At 72.7% G+C, this 13940-nt stretch carries 13 protein-coding genes; 1 reads left to right on the top strand and 12 read right to left on the bottom strand.

Annotation, left to right across the window (positions count from 1 at the left end):
• Positions 1–6 precede the first annotated feature (6 nt).
• From LRP67_RS05560 to LRP67_RS05545, 4 genes are read right to left on the bottom strand one after another with little or no spacing between them, the layout of a single operon-like run.
• Positions 7–984 (bottom strand): hypothetical protein, encoded by a 978-nt coding sequence (locus tag LRP67_RS05560; RefSeq protein WP_231269185.1) that lies wholly within the window; start codon positions 982–984, stop codon positions 7–9.
• Positions 981–1922: a GntR family transcriptional regulator gene (locus LRP67_RS05555; protein WP_231269184.1), complete on the bottom strand. Its 942-nt coding sequence runs from the start codon at positions 1920–1922 to the stop codon at positions 981–983. Before LRP67_RS05555 ends, LRP67_RS05560 begins: the two co-directional genes overlap by 4 nt.
• Before the next feature lies 1 nt (position 1923).
• Complete coding sequence (locus tag LRP67_RS05550) at positions 1924–3285, bottom strand: amidohydrolase family protein (protein WP_231269183.1); 1362 nt, start codon at positions 3283–3285, stop codon at positions 1924–1926.
• Complete coding sequence (locus LRP67_RS05545; protein ID WP_231269182.1) at positions 3282–4145, bottom strand: carbon-nitrogen hydrolase family protein; 864 nt, start codon at positions 4143–4145, stop codon at positions 3282–3284. The genes LRP67_RS05550 and LRP67_RS05545 overlap by 4 nt, the downstream gene beginning before the upstream one ends.
• A gap of 176 nt (positions 4146–4321) precedes the next feature.
• Between LRP67_RS05545 and LRP67_RS05540 the strand changes: the two genes are divergently transcribed.
• Positions 4322–5356 carry an AbrB family transcriptional regulator gene (locus LRP67_RS05540; RefSeq protein ID WP_231269181.1) on the top strand — a complete coding sequence of 345 codons (1035 nt, stop codon included), beginning with the start codon at positions 4322–4324 and terminating at the stop codon, positions 5354–5356.
• Position 5357: 1 nt separating this feature from the next.
• Here LRP67_RS05540 and LRP67_RS05535 read toward each other — a convergent pair whose 3' ends face one another.
• The 8 genes from LRP67_RS05535 to LRP67_RS05500 are packed head-to-tail and all read right to left on the bottom strand — an operon-like array spanning position 5358 to position 13930.
• On the bottom strand, positions 5358–6272 hold the full coding sequence (locus LRP67_RS05535) for a PfkB family carbohydrate kinase (protein ID WP_231269180.1): 915 nt from the start codon (positions 6270–6272) through the stop codon (positions 5358–5360).
• Entirely contained in the window at positions 6265–7392 is a 1128-nt protein-coding gene (locus tag LRP67_RS05530) for a class II histone deacetylase (RefSeq protein WP_231269179.1), read from the bottom strand. Before LRP67_RS05530 ends, LRP67_RS05535 begins: the two co-directional genes overlap by 8 nt.
• Entirely contained in the window at positions 7389–7958 is a 570-nt protein-coding gene (locus tag LRP67_RS05525) for a DUF1989 domain-containing protein (protein WP_231269178.1), read from the bottom strand. The genes LRP67_RS05530 and LRP67_RS05525 overlap by 4 nt, the downstream gene beginning before the upstream one ends.
• Complete coding sequence (locus LRP67_RS05520) at positions 7955–9028, bottom strand: nucleoside hydrolase (RefSeq protein ID WP_231269177.1); 1074 nt, start codon at positions 9026–9028, stop codon at positions 7955–7957. The genes LRP67_RS05525 and LRP67_RS05520 overlap by 4 nt, the downstream gene beginning before the upstream one ends.
• A gap of 11 nt (positions 9029–9039) precedes the next feature.
• Entirely contained in the window at positions 9040–10023 is a 984-nt protein-coding gene (locus LRP67_RS05515; protein WP_231269176.1) for a queuosine salvage family protein, read from the bottom strand.
• 48 nt (positions 10024–10071) lie between these two features.
• Complete coding sequence (locus LRP67_RS05510) at positions 10072–11268, bottom strand: ABC transporter permease (protein WP_231269175.1); 1197 nt, start codon at positions 11266–11268, stop codon at positions 10072–10074.
• Positions 11265–12407 carry an ABC transporter permease gene (locus LRP67_RS05505; RefSeq protein WP_231269174.1) on the bottom strand — a complete coding sequence of 381 codons (1143 nt, stop codon included), beginning with the start codon at positions 12405–12407 and terminating at the stop codon, positions 11265–11267. Before LRP67_RS05505 ends, LRP67_RS05510 begins: the two co-directional genes overlap by 4 nt.
• Entirely contained in the window at positions 12404–13930 is a 1527-nt protein-coding gene (locus LRP67_RS05500) for an ABC transporter ATP-binding protein (protein ID WP_231269173.1), read from the bottom strand. The genes LRP67_RS05505 and LRP67_RS05500 overlap by 4 nt, the downstream gene beginning before the upstream one ends.
• Positions 13931–13940 lie beyond the last annotated feature (10 nt).

Below are 13940 nucleotides of genomic sequence, written 5' to 3'. Positions count from 1 at the left end.
GGTCGTTCAGGTGGCGAGGATCTGCTCGGCGCCGGGACCGGCGAAGAGCTCCTCCACGGTGAAGCGGGTGCCGATGAGGCCGTCGGCGACGCAGTAGTCGACGACCTGCTCGAGCATCGGTCTGTTGGCGGCGACGCCGGACGCCCAGAGGTCAGGCCCGAGGTCGCGCTCGGTGGCGAGCAGCTCCTCCAGCTGCCAGGGCAGCAGCGTGTCCAGCGCCGTCGAGTCGAAGAGGTCCGTCCGGGCGAGCGCCTGGGCGCGCACGAACGCGTCGTAGAGCGCCATCGACAACGTGGGGTGCGCCTCGGCGAGTGGCCGCTTCACGGCGAGCACGTGCATGGCCGGGAAGATGCCCGTCGTGCGGAAGTAGTCCTGCTCGGCCGGGCGCGGGTCGTCGAAGAGTCGCCGCACGCCCCCGACGGGCCAGGTCGACGGGGCGCGCGCCGTCATCAGTGCGTCGATCTCGCCCGCCGCCAGCAGCTCGGCCAGGCTGGCATCCGAGCGGGACTCGAAGGAGAATCCGTCGGGATAGACCTGGGGGTGCTCGTCGCCGCTCCGTGCCTCCTCGAGACCGCCGATGACGTACGTCGGCGCGAACCTGTCCAGGCCGTAGTGGTCGTGCAAGATGCCGCGCAGCCAGACACCGGCTGCCATGTCGAAGACGGAGATCCCGATGCGCCGGCCGGCGAGGTCGGCCGGGGTCCTCACGTCGGCGTGCTCGCTGACGAAGATGCACGAGAGGCGGAAGTGCCGCGAGGGGAACACCGGCACGGCCAGGTACGGGCGGGCGGGATCCTGCAGGGTTCGCAGGTACGTCGCGATCGGGAACTCGCACGCGTCGTAGGTGTGCTCCACCGTCTGCTGGTTGAAGAGGGCCTGCACGCCGGTCAGCGTGACGTCGGCGTCGAAACCGTCCACGACGACCCGACCGTCGGCCAGCGGCCGCGTGCGTGCGGACTCCGACAACCCGAGGTTCAGCTTCATGCTTCTCCTGTTCCTGGCCGGGGCACGACCGCCCGGGCACTGATGACGTTCTCGACGCGTGCTCGCAGAGCCGCGTTGAAGCGACCGTCGAGTTCCCACTCGATGGCGATGACCTGGCCGGCCTTCGCCTCCGCGATCGGCCCGAGGGTGGCGGCGTTGTTGACGACCAGCACCGGCTCGCCCTCGAGCCACGCACCGTCGTCCGGCGCGTCGGGGCCGAGCTCGACGCCCCGGATGTGCCCGGGGTAGTACTGCCCGACGAGCGCGGTCATCCACTGCACGCCGCGCGCGCTCGCAGCCACGACGACGAGGCTCTCCTGGTCGCGCACGCCGATGATGCGCCGCAGAGCAGCCGGCGACGCGACGAGGTTGAGCTCGACGACCTGGTCGAGGTCCTTGACCAGCCCGTCGATGTCGTTGAGGTGGAAGATCGGCACGGCGACGGCGTCGAACTCCTCGTCGAGCACCCGGCCGGCCGCCTCCGCCAGCAGCACCGGCTGCACCTCCACGCCGCTGGCGCGCTGCACCAGCCTCTGCACGTGGCGCAGGTCGCGCTCGTTGCACTCGACGACGGCGATACGCCGAACCGAGTCCACGCGGTCCAGGGCGACCTCGACCATGCCGGTCAGCTCGAGGGCGGTGAACCCGAGCCGGCGGGCGCGCAGGAGCACCTCGTCGAGCTCGGTGGCGACCACCTCGCGGGCATCGACGGTGGCGCCGTCCTGCTGATCCACGAACGTGCCGCGCCGCGGCACCGTGCGGACCCGGCCCCCGCTGGCGAGACGGCCGATGGCCCGGTCGACCGTGGAGGAGTTCGAGCCGAGCTCGGTGGCCAGCGCCCGGCACGACGGCAGGCGGGACCCCGTCGGGTAGTACCCGCTGAGGATCCTGTCCAGGATGCGGCGGTAGACCTCGTCCACGCCGGGCGCGACCTCCACGTCAGCTCCCGGCCGACCCGGAGCCTGCGAGCACCGAGAGGTGGGGGAGACCGGCGCGACGCACCAGGTCGGCGGCGACAGGCCGCGACCGCGCCGCGACCTCGCCCGGGTCCACGGCGGTGACCTCGAAGTCGAGCAGGCTCGCTCGCCCGCCGACCCAGACCTCCTTGACCTCCCGGCTGCCGGCGACGAACACCATGGCCTGATAGGGGTCATGGACGTTGGCGAGGGTCGGTCCGGTGCCGTCGAGGACGACGACGTCGGCCTGCTTGCCGGCCTCGAGCGTGCCGATCGTCGCCTCCATCCGCAGGGCACGGGCGCCGCCGATGGTCGCCATCTCCCAGGCCTCGCGCGCGCTCATCGCCGTCGCCTGCTGGTGGTGCACCCGGGCCAGGAGCGCGGCCGACTTCATCGCCTGGAGGAAGTCCTGGGAGTCGTTGGAGGCCGCCCCGTCGACACCGATGCCGACGTCGATGCCGAGCTGGCGCATCTCGGTGACGGGCGCGACGCCGCTGGCGAGGATCATGTTGGCGACCGGGTTGTGGGCGACGCCCACCCGGTGCTCGGCCATCAGCGCGCGGTCGGCCCGGTCGACCCAGACGCAGTGCGCGGCGAGCGTCGGCACCGCGAAGAGGCCCTCGTGAGCGCAGTGCCCGACCACCGTCCGGCCGGTGCGCTCGAAGGTCGCCGTGACCTCCTCGCGGATCTCCTGCACGTGGATGTGCACGCCGTGGCCGCCGCCGACGGCGTACTCGACCGACGCCGCGAACATCTCGTCGCTCTGGCCACCGAGCGCCCCGATGCCCACCCGGAAGGTCTGCAGGGTGCTGCTCGCGACGGCCTCGCGCAGCGCGTCGTGCTCCTCGACCTGGCGGCCGATCGAGCGTCCGCCTCGGTCACCGGCTCCGAAGGAGAGCACGCCGCGCAGGCCGAGCTCCTCGAGAGCGTCGACGACGCCGGGTGTCACCGGCGCGGCGTCGTCGGCCGGATGGCAGACGAACATGTCGTTGGCGGTGGTGACGCCGCTACGCAGCATCTGGATGCCGGAGAGCAGGGTGCCGAGGTACGCCGAGCCGCGGTCCAGGTGCGAGCTGACGGGGTTGATCAGCGCGCAGATCCACTCCCACAGGGTGTAGTCGCTGGCGATGCCGGTGATCAGGCCCTCGGAGAAGTGCCCGTGGGTGTTGACGAAGCCCGGGGACACGATGTCGTACGCCGACCCGTGCACCTCGGCGCCGGGATACCGCGCGACGAGGTCGGCGTACGGGCCGACCTCGACGATCCGGGCGCCCTCGACGACGACCGCGCCGTCGGCGATCGCCTCCGGGGCGAGCACCCAGCCGCCACGGATCAGGACGGTCATGCACCACGCCCGGTCACATAGTCGTAGGCATCGGCCTGCGGGGCGACGAGGTCGCCGTACATCTCGGGGCGCCGGGCGCGCAGCAGACCGGGGACGGAGTCGAACCGCTTCGGCTCGGCCATCGAGTCGTCGTGGTCGCGCAGCCAGCGGACCCGGTCCAGGTCCAGGGTGGCGAGCACGAGCTCGCGTCGGCCCGCGAAGGCGAGGGGGTGCTCGGGGCCTGTGATCATCGCGGCGCCCTGCTCCTCGCCGAAGAGGTTGTTGGTGAGGCCGACGTAGCAGAGGTTCTCGATCGCCCTCGCCTGGTTGATGATCTGCCAGTTGCGGGTCAGGCTCGTGAAGCCGCCTCCGGCCGGCGACAGGATCACCTCGGCACCGCGCAGCGCCACGATGCGGGCGACCTCGGGGGTCCACATCTCCGAGCAGACGACGATGCCGAAGGGCACTCCATCGATCTCGACGTTGCCGAAGGCCTCGCCCGCCGAGGTCAGGGCACCCCCGGTCTCCTCCGCGGGGATCGTCGCGGGATGGGTGCGCTCGTAGCGCAGCAGCGTCGAGCCGTCACGGCCGACGACGTACACGACAAGGCGGTTGAGCCCGTCCTCGCAGACCTCGTTTCGCGACCAGACGACGTTGATGTCGCCGGCCTTCGCGGCGGCGGCGAGCGCCGGGCCGGCGTCGTAGGAAGGGAGGTCGAGGTCGATCGGGCCGGGGCTGAACTCCGGGAAGCAGACCAGGTCGGCCCCGGCTGCCGAGGCCTCGGTCACGAGGCCGACGGCGTGATCGACGTTCGGGCTCCCGTCATCGCCGTGGATGCGACGTGGCTGGGCCATCGCCAGGGTGTAGGAGGAGCGACTCATGGGGCGAGCGTAGGGACCTCCGGACGCCCAGAACCCCCGTGTAATCGGGTGTTTACGGCTTCGGCCCGTTCTTCTCACCCGTGTTACATGCACGGGGACAAGGGGACAGGAGGCGCCTGTGTGACCTGTCCCGCATCGCCCGCGTGACCACCCTCGCGGGGTCTACGGTGTGGCCCGTGCTCCGCTGGCTGCTACTGCTGGCGATGGTGTCCGTCGCCTCCGCGATCCTCTCCGTCGCCCACCTCCCGACCCCGCTCCTCTTCGGTGGACTTCTGGGCGGGCTCATCTACGCCGTGTCGCGTCCCCGCCGACCGCTGCAGCTGCCGGGACGGTGGTTCACCGTCGGCCAGGCGGTCGTCGGTGTGCTCGTCGGGGCGTCGGTCGACTGGGGCAGCCTGACCTCGCTCGGCGCGAGCTGGGCGATCGTCATGGTGGTCTCGTGCTTCTCCCTGATCGTCTCGGTGCTCGCTGGGCAGCTGCTGGTGCGCCACGGCGTCTCGCGCGTCACCGCGACCTTCTCCTCCATCGCCGGAGGCGCCGCCGGACTGACCGCCGTCGCCGACGAGCTCGGCGCCGACTCGCGCGTGGTGGCGTCTCTGCAGTACCTGCGCCTGCTCGTCGTGCTCGTCACGATGCCGCTGGTGGCCACCACCGTCTTCGGCGCGAGCAGCGATGCGAACCCGCTCGAGGTGGAGACTCATGCACTGCTCACCGACCTGGCCTTCGCCCTGGTTGCGATCGTCGCCGGCCTGGTCGGCGGGCGCCTGCTGCGCTTCCCCACCCCCGCGATCATCGGCCCGCTCGTGGCGGCCGCGCTGCTCACGCTCGTGCCGGTCTTCGACGATGCCCGGGTGCCCTGGCTCGTCGCCTCCGTCGGCTACGCCCTCATCGGCATCCAGGTCGGCCTGAAGTTCACCGTCGAGAGCCTGCGCCGGATCGGAGGCATGCTGCCGACCGCGCTGTTGACCATCGTCATCACGCAGGTGGCCTGCGCCGCCCTGGGCTGGGTGCTCGTCTGGACGACCGACGTCTCCCCCCTCGACGCCTATCTCGCGACGAACCCGGGCGGCATCTACGCCGTCCTGGGCATGTCCGCCGCGACCGGCGGCGACGTCACCTTCGTGGCGGCGGCCCAGATCGTCCGGCTGATCATCGTGCTCGGCAGCGCGCCGTTCGTCGCGGCGTTCCTCCGGCGGGGCGAGAGCGGCTGAGTCACTCCCCCAGCAGGCGCGCGACGGACTCGGGCGTGGCCAGGGAGCCCCGCGCACCCAGGGCGGTGACCGCGACGGCCCCCGCGGCGACCGCCCTCGCGACCGCATCGAAGAGCGGCCGGCCCTGCACCAACAGGGCCGCCAGCGCGCCGCAGAAGGCATCGCCCGCCCCGGTGGTGTCGACGACCTCCACCGTCGGGGCCGGCACGCGCCGGATCGCGGGACCGTCGGCGACCAGAGCACCGCCGGCTCCGACCGTCACGATCGTCGCCACGCTCGAGGCGCCGAGGACGCCGGCCGCGGCCTCGACATCGGCCAGGCCGGTCAGCTGCTCGGCCTCGACCTCGTTGACGACGAGGATCGGCGGCCGGTCCCCCCAGGCCGGGAGCCGGCCGGCGGGCGCCGCGTTGTGGACCCAGGTGGCGCCGTCGCCGATCCCGGCGGGCACTGCCTCGAGCGCCGCGCGCGGGATCTCCGCGCAAGTGAGCACGACGTCCCCCGCTGCCGGAGCCAAGCGCGAGAGCGCCGCGGCGACGTCGTCATGGGTGAGGCCGCCGGTGGCGCCGCTGGCGACGACGATGCTGTTCTCGCCATCGGCGGAGACCCAGATGAAGGCCTGCTGCGTCGGCGACGCCGCGTCGGCGATCGCCTCGCTCGTGTCGACGCCGGCGGCCCGGAGGTCGTCGAGCACGGCGGCGCCGTCGGCGTCCTCACCGAGCTTGACGACCATGGCGGTCCGCGCGCCCATCGCGGCCGCGTTGACCGCCTGGTTGCTGCCCTTGCCCCCGAAGCCGACGAGGACGCGTGGGGTCAGCACCGTCTCCCCCGGCGCCGGTAGCTGCGCCAGCAAGGCGGTGCGGTCGACGCCGGCCGACCCCACCACGATCACGCGGCCCGCGGGCGCCGGCTCAGGCATCGGGGCCCGGCACGCCGAGGACGTTCGCGGCTGCGAGCCCGACGGCCTCCTCCTGGTGCGGCCGCAGCTGCTGGCCGTACCCCTCGATGGCGGCGAGGTAGGGGTCCTCCACCGCCGTGCGCACCCCGCTGAGCTCCTCGAGGACCGCCAGCCCGCAGAACGGCACGACCCACGGGTTGTAGCCGCCCTCGTGTGCCAGCACGAGTCGGCCCCCGCAGAGCTGCTCCGCGGCCTCGCGCACGTGGCGGGTGAGCATCCGGAAGCCCTCCGAGCTCAACATCTGGCGCGCCATCGGGTCGCCGCCGTTGCCGTCGAGGCCACTGGCGACGAGCACGAGGTCGGGCCGGAACCGGGCGAGGGCGGGACGCACGACGTCCATCATGGCGTGCTCGTAGGCACCGCCACCGGAACCCGGCGGAAGCGGCACGTTGAGGTTGGTGCCCGTGCCCGGGCCCTCGCCGACGTACGACACGGGGCCTGAGCCGGGCGGGTAGGCGCCGTCCTGGTGCAGCGAGATCGTGAGCACGCTCGGGTCCGCGGCGAAGATGGACTCGGTGCCGTTGCCGTGGTGGACGTCCCAGTCGACGATCGCGACCCGCTCAAGGCCGCGGGACCTGGCGTGCGCGGCGGCGATGGCGAGGTTGTTGAAGAGGCAGAACCCCCAGCCGGTCTCGCGCGAGGCGTGGTGGCCCGGCGGTCGCACCAGGGCGTAGGCGTTGTCCACGACGCCGTCGAGCACGGCATCGACGCCCGCGACGACACCGCCGGCGGCGAGCAGGGCGATGCGGTAGGACTCCGCTCCGAACGGGCTCGACCCGTCGCCCGCGTCGCCGCCTCCGCCGGCCGCCTCGGCCTCGATCCGGCGCCGCAGCGCGGGGGCGTGCACCGCCTCCACCTGCGCCTCGGTGGCCGGAGCGGGCCGCACGGGCACCAGCTCGTCGAGCAGCCCCGAGACCGCGACCAGGTTGGCGAGCCGACGCTTGGCCGGCGGTGACTCGACGTGCTCCATCGGCTCGATCCACCGGCTCAGGCGCGCGGGCAGCGGACCGGCGCCGGTGCCGGTGTCGTGCCAGAGGTAGCGCTCGTCGAAGACCCAGCCGGTGCGCCGCCGCGCCGTCACGTCGTCACCTCCAGGCAACCCCCGGGGACCGTCCGGATCCGGGTGTCGGGGCACGCCGAGACGGCCACCGAGACCGGACGCAGGGCCCGCACCGAGAAGGAGTCCCCCGGGCGCTCGTTCTTCGGCCCGAACGGGTCGTAGTAGTCCGCGGTCGCCGTGGTGTTCTCCCAGAACGACGCCATCCCGGTCACCTCACGCACCGGGATGCCGAGCGCGGCCGCGACCAGCTCGCGACAGCCGGCTCGCCCGTCGGCGTACGTCGCGCGACGGCACCCGGGCAGCATGATGTCGATCTCGCCCAGGGACGTGTTCTCCTCCAGCAGCAGCACCGCGGTGCCGTCGGTGTCGTGGAGCGTCTCGCCCGGCCGGACGTGGAAGGGCAGCTTCGGCGGGGCGCCGTAGCGCTCGTAGCCGATCACATTGCGGGTGATCCCCCGGTCGAACCACGGGAAGGTCAGGTCACCGCCCGAGCGGGCGTCCGGCGTCGTGACGGTGAGCCGGTCCCCCACCGCCAGGTCGAACCGGGTCGCGTGGCCGCGGGGCACCTCGACGGTCCGGCCCCTCACGAGGTGCCCTCCCGGACCAGGTCGGCCAGCACCGAGCGCAGCCGCCGGATGAACTCCGGGCCGTCGCCCGTCGTGGCGACGTAGGCGTTGACGGGCTTGTCGAAGTGGCCGCGCCAGTCGGCGATGGTCTCGCCGGTGGTCCACTGCCCACCCAGCTCCACGTCGACCACCGTCGACAGGGACGCGATCAGCGTCGGGTCGACCGCGGCGCCGACGACGAAGGGGTCGTGCACGTGCGCTCCGTAGAAGCCGTCGTGCAGCTCGTGGAACTCGAAGTAGAAGCGCAGCGAGTCCCGCACGAAGTCGAGCACGGGCGAGCCGAGAGCGGTGGTCATCACCTCGACGTCCGTCCCGGCCGCCGCCGGGAGCCCGGCGGCGTGGGCGACCGCCAGCAGGTCCTCGGCACGGATCACGGAGGTCTCGGTGACGTCGAGGCCCATCATCGTGATCGGGACCGCTCCGCGCTTCCCCGCCGCGCTCCACTGGTGCAGCACCGTGCGCGCCGCCTCGGGGTCGACGTGGATGTTCCACTCCACCCGCGGGTGCACGTTGCCCGCCTGGCTGAACGTCCCGCCCATCACGAAGACGTCACGCAGCAGCAACGGCAGGTCGGGCTCGGCCAATACGGCCGCGGCCAGGTTGGTGAGGGGTCCGGCCGTGACCAGCGTGATCTCTCCCGGCGTACGACGGGCCTCGTCCACCAACACCTCGATCGCCGTCCGGTCCGAGACGGTGCCACTCGGCTCGAGCACGGCGTGCCCGGTGCCGGTGGGTCCGTGCGTCTCCGGGGTGGTCTCCAGCCGCCGCGCGATGGGGCCGGCCGCGCCCCTGGCCACCTCGACGTGGGGGGCCCCGGCGAGCTCCAGGACGCCGAGGGTGTTGTGGACGACCTGGTCGACGCCGACGTTGCCGGCACAGGTCGTGACAGCGACCAGGTCGACGTCGGGGCGGCCCGCGGCGTAGAGCAGGGCCAGCGAGTCGTCGATGCCGGTGTCGACGTCGAGGATGAGGCGCTGTCGGCCCCCCGGACGGAAGACCGGCGGGGGTTCGGCGTGGCGGGGTCGGCGCACGGGTGCTCCTCTCAGTACCGGGTCGTGACGGTCAGGTGGTGTGGGCGGATCAGGTCGTGAAAGGCGGACCAGAAGCGGTAGTCGACCTGGGCGTTGACGACCGGCTCGGCGCGCCGCTCGTTGAGGGCGTCGGTGATCCGCGCGCACGCGACGATCGTCTGGACCCGGATCTCGTTCTCCCAGTCCGACCCGGAGGGCACGATCCGACCGTCGTCGACCGCCGCTGCGAGCGCGGGCGAGTAGCGCAGCACCCGCAACGCCCGCAGCGCGGCGGGCACGATGTAGTCGGCGAAGACCGCCAGCGAGTCGAGGTCCTCCAACAGCACCAGCCCCAGCCGGTGCAGGGTCCAGACGCCCAGCTGGGCGAGCTTGTCGATGCGCACTGGCACGCCGTGCACGATCGAGCTGTCGTCGAACTGGGCGAACTCCGAGGTCAGCCGCTCGAGCAGGCCCGCGCCGTCGGCGTACGCCCGCGGGGGGCAGTCGGCGACGAAGGTGCTGAACCGCCCGTCGTACCGCTCGACCAGCACGGCCCCGATCTCGTTGAGCACGCGCACGCGCTCGCCGAGCAGCGGGATCGGTCGTGGCCCGTGCAGCACCTCGGCGAGCTGCTCCTCGGTCACCGACGCGAGCCAGGCGCCCTCGAGCACCGGCACGCCGGCCGCGAGCGCCTGCTCGAAGCGCAGGAACATGCCGTCGGCGTCGACGAGCTCGCGCCCCTCGTGCTCCACCGACCACGGCACACCGGTCTCGAAGTCGGTGTAGGCGAAGTTGATCGCGGTCGTCACGAGCGCGAAGTCGATCTGGTCGTCAGGATCGGTGAGGAAGGGCCGCTCTGGGTCGGGCTGGGCACCCCCGATGGGCGCGAACACCTCGAAGCACATCCAGTCGGCGACCGCCGAGACCTGCTCGTCGTCGATCGTCACGTCGCGGCACAGAGGGCTCGCCGTCGCGCAGCTCGCGAGCACGCTGGCCTTCCAGGCGTTGCTGGTCATCTGGTCTCCTTAGAGGGATTCATTCGTCGGACCGTCGGGGGAAGGGGGTCATTCGTCGGAGCGTCGGTAGGCGATGCCGACCGCGGCGGGCGGTCTCAGGGTCTGCCGCGCGACGACGAGCACGAGCAGGGTCGTCAGGTACGGCGCGACCACGACCAGCTCCCGCGGGACCGGCGGCCCCCACACGAACCAGATCAGCACGGCCGCCCCGACCACCAGGTTGCCCCATGCCTCGGAGCCGCGCCCCTGGCGCAGCAGCGACAGTGCGCGCAGGGCGAGGGCGGCGCCGCCGATGAGGAGCAGCGCCGAGACCGACGCGGCCTGTCGGGTGCTGAGCGCGTCGGTGAAGCCGAAGAGCAGACTGCCACCGAGGACTCCGCCCGGCGTCCAGTTGCCGAAGAGCACCGTCGCCAGGCCGATGAACCCCCGGCCCGCCACCTGGCCCTCGCGATACACCGACGAGGCGGCGACCACGAGGTAGGCGCCGCCGAGGCCCGCCAGGGCTCCGGAGATGGCCTGGGACAGGTAGCGGATGCGGTACGGCGAGACACCGAGGGAGTCGGCGGCCGACGGGTTCTCCCCGCACGCCCGCACGTGCAGGCCGAAGCGGCTGTGGGCGAGGGTCCACCACGTCACGGGGACGAGGAGCAGGCCGATGAGGGTCGCGACCGAGACGTCGGTGACCAGGCCGGTCAGGATCCTCGCCCACGCCGAGAGGAACGGCACGCCGCTGTCCGCGACCGGATCGAGCAGCCACGAGGCACCCGGGAGCGAGACGGTGGGCACCGGCTCGAGCGTGGGGCTCTGGCTGATGCTGCCGCCGTCCTGCTGGGCGAAGGTGATCGACGACAGGAAGCGCACGATGCCGAGGGCGGCCATGTTGATGACGATGCCGGCGATCGCCTGATCGACGCCCCAGGCGAGCGTGATGACCGCGTGCAGGAGCCCGGTCAGCACCCCGCCGAGCACCCCGCCGACCAGCGCGGCCCAGGGGCCGTACTGGAGGCCGACGAAGGCCCCGGTCCAGCCTCCGATGATCATCATCCCGTCCAGCCCGAGGTTGAGCGTGCCGGAGCGCTCCGCCCACAGGCCGCCGAGGCCGGCGAGCAGGATCGGCACCGAGAAGCGCAGCGTGGCGCCGGCCAGCCCGGCCGAGGTGAGGTCGGGGGCGTCCGCGAGGTACGCCGCGACCGGCAGCGCCAGCGCGACGACGACGAGCACCCACCACCAGGAGAACCGGGTCACGAGACGGCCTCCACCGCGACGGCACGGCCCGCGTACGACGCGGCGCGGCGACGGGCAGCGCGGGTGGAGATCCCGTGGACCAGCTGGTAGGACGTGACGACCGCGAGCACGACCGTGGCCTGCACGACCGAGACGACCTCCTTGGGCACGCCGATGAGGTCGAGCGGCAGTGCGCAGCGCTCGAGGAAGGTCCACAGCAGCGCCGCAAGCGCCACTCCGACCGGGTGGTTGCGCCCGACGATCGCGATCGAGAGCCCCACCCAGGCGAGTCCGGCGGGGAAGCCGATGCCGTAGCGGTGGGTCGCGGAGCCGAGCAGCTCGGGCAGACCGACGAGCCCCGCGATGAGGCCGGAGACCACCATCGTCAGCACGATCATCCGACGCGGGTCGGTGCCACCGAGCAGCGCGGCCCGCGGAGCCTGCCCGGCGGCGGTCTGCTCGAAGCCGAAGCGGGTCCGCTCGGTCAGGAACCAGAACCCCACCCCGAGGAGCACGGCGAGCACCGTGAACCCGTAGATCTCGCCGAGGCCGGGCACCGGGATCGAGGGCATCCAGCCCGACTCCGACATCAGCGGCGTCTGCGTGTTGTTGCTGCCCTCGTCCCGCGCCCCGAGCCGCTCGGGCGCGACGAGGAACGCGACGATCCCCGTCGCGACGGCGTTCAGCATGATCGTGCTGATCACCTCGCTCACGCCCCGGCTCGCCTTCAGGTACGCCGCGACCGCGGCGTACGCGCCCGCGACGAGGCACGAGACGGTGATCAGCAGCGGGATCTGGAGCACCATCGGCAGGCTCACCGCCGCCCCCACGACGGCGGCGGCGAACACACCGAGCCGGTACTGTCCGTCGATGCCGATGTTGAAGAGGTACATCCGAAAGCCGATGGCCGCCGCCAGTCCGGCCAGGTAGTACGTCGTCGCCTTGTTGACCATCGCCACCCAGCCCTCGGGCGTCAGTGCGAACCGTCCGACGACGTCGACGATCACTCCCGGGGAGATCGCGTACGCCGCGAGGATGCCCGCCAGCACGGCGGCCGCGAAGGCCAGGGCGATGCCGACGGCGAGCAGGTGCAGGCCCAGCGAGGCCAGGCGCGGTGGCGAGACGACGCGCCTCACCAGCCCCTCGAGCCGCCCGCTCACGCCACCGCCTGGGTCATCGAGCGGCCGATCTGGGCCACCGTCGCGGACTCGGCGTCGTGCACGGCCACCACGGAGCCGCGCACCATCACGACGATCCGGTCCGAGAGCGTCAACAGCTCCTCGAGGTCGGCGCTGATGAGGAGCACGCCGGTGCCGCGCTCGGCCGCCTCGATGAGCCGGGCCCAGATCGCCCGCTGCGCCCCCACGTCGACCCCGCGCGTCGGCTGGGCTGCGACGAGCAGATCCGGCCGGGCGTCGAGCTCGCGGCCGACGATGAACTTCTGCTGGTTGCCGCCGGAGAGCGCGGACGCCGGAAGGTCGACGGACGGCACACGCACGTCGGAGCTGGCGACCACGGCCTCCGCGGCACGTCGTACGGCGCCGATGCGCAGCCACGGGCCGCGCGCCAGGCGCCGGTCGTGGAGGTGGCCGAGCAGCTGCGAGCGCCACAGCGGCTGGTCGAGCAGCACACCTTCGCGCTGCCGGTCCTGGGGGATGCAGCCCAGGCCGCCCACCCGGCGCTGGGCGGTCGACTCCCCGGCGAGGTCGCGGCCGTCGAGCACCACCGTCCCGGCCGTCAGCGGCAGCACGCCGAGGAGCGCGTCGACCAGCTCGTCCTGTCCGTTGCCCTCGACCCCGGCGACGCCGACGATCTCGCCGGCGCCGACCTCGAGGTCGAGGTCGAGGCGCCCCCCGCCCGGCGCGGTGGCGGTCACGCCCTCCATGCGCAGCAGCACCGCTCGATCCCGACCCCGGTCCCGCAGCGGCAGCGCGGCCGGCTCCGCACCGACCATGAGCACGGCGAGCTCGTGCACGTCGGCCTCGCCGCGCAGGACGTCGGCGACGACCTTGCCGCGCCTCATCACGGTGATCGCGTCGCTGATCTCGACGACCTCGTCGAGGTGGTGGGAGATGAAGACCACGGTGAGGCCGTCCTCGCAGAGTCCGCGGATCCGGCTCAGCAGGTCGGCCGACTCCTGCACGGTGAGCAACGCGGTGGGCTCGTCCAGGATCAGGATCCGGGCGCCCCGGAAGAGCACCTTGATCAGCTCGACCCGCTGGCGCCGGCCGACGCCGAGGTCTCGCACCATCGCGTGCGGGTCGACCGCCAGTCCGTAGCGCTCCGAGATCTCGAGGATCCGTCGCGCGGCCGCGTCGCGGTCGATGCGCCCGAAGCGCCCGACCGGCTCCTCGCCGAGGATCACGTTGTCGAGCACCGAGAGGTTCTCGGCCAGCTTGAAGTGCTGGAAGACCATGCCGATGCCGGAGGCGATGGCGTCGGACGGCGAGGAGAAGCTCACCGGGGCGCCGCCTATCCGCAGCGTCCCGCGGTCGGGACGGGCCGCGCCGTACAGGATCTTCATGAGCGTCGACTTGCCGGCGCCGTTCTCGCCGACGACGGCGTGCACCGTGCCGGGCACGACCCGCAGGCGGACGTCGTCGTTCGCGAGGACGCCGGGGTAGCTCTTGGTGATCCCGTCGAGCTCCACGGCGTAGGCCAGGGAGCCCGACGGAGTGCTCACCGGTGGCGAG

It is taken from the genome of Nocardioides sp. cx-169 (assembly GCF_021083605.1).
Classification (GTDB): domain Bacteria; phylum Actinomycetota; class Actinomycetes; order Propionibacteriales; family Nocardioidaceae; genus Nocardioides.
The sequence above is the reverse complement of the archived record's forward strand: the minus strand, read 5'-3'. Positions and strand labels throughout refer to the sequence as shown.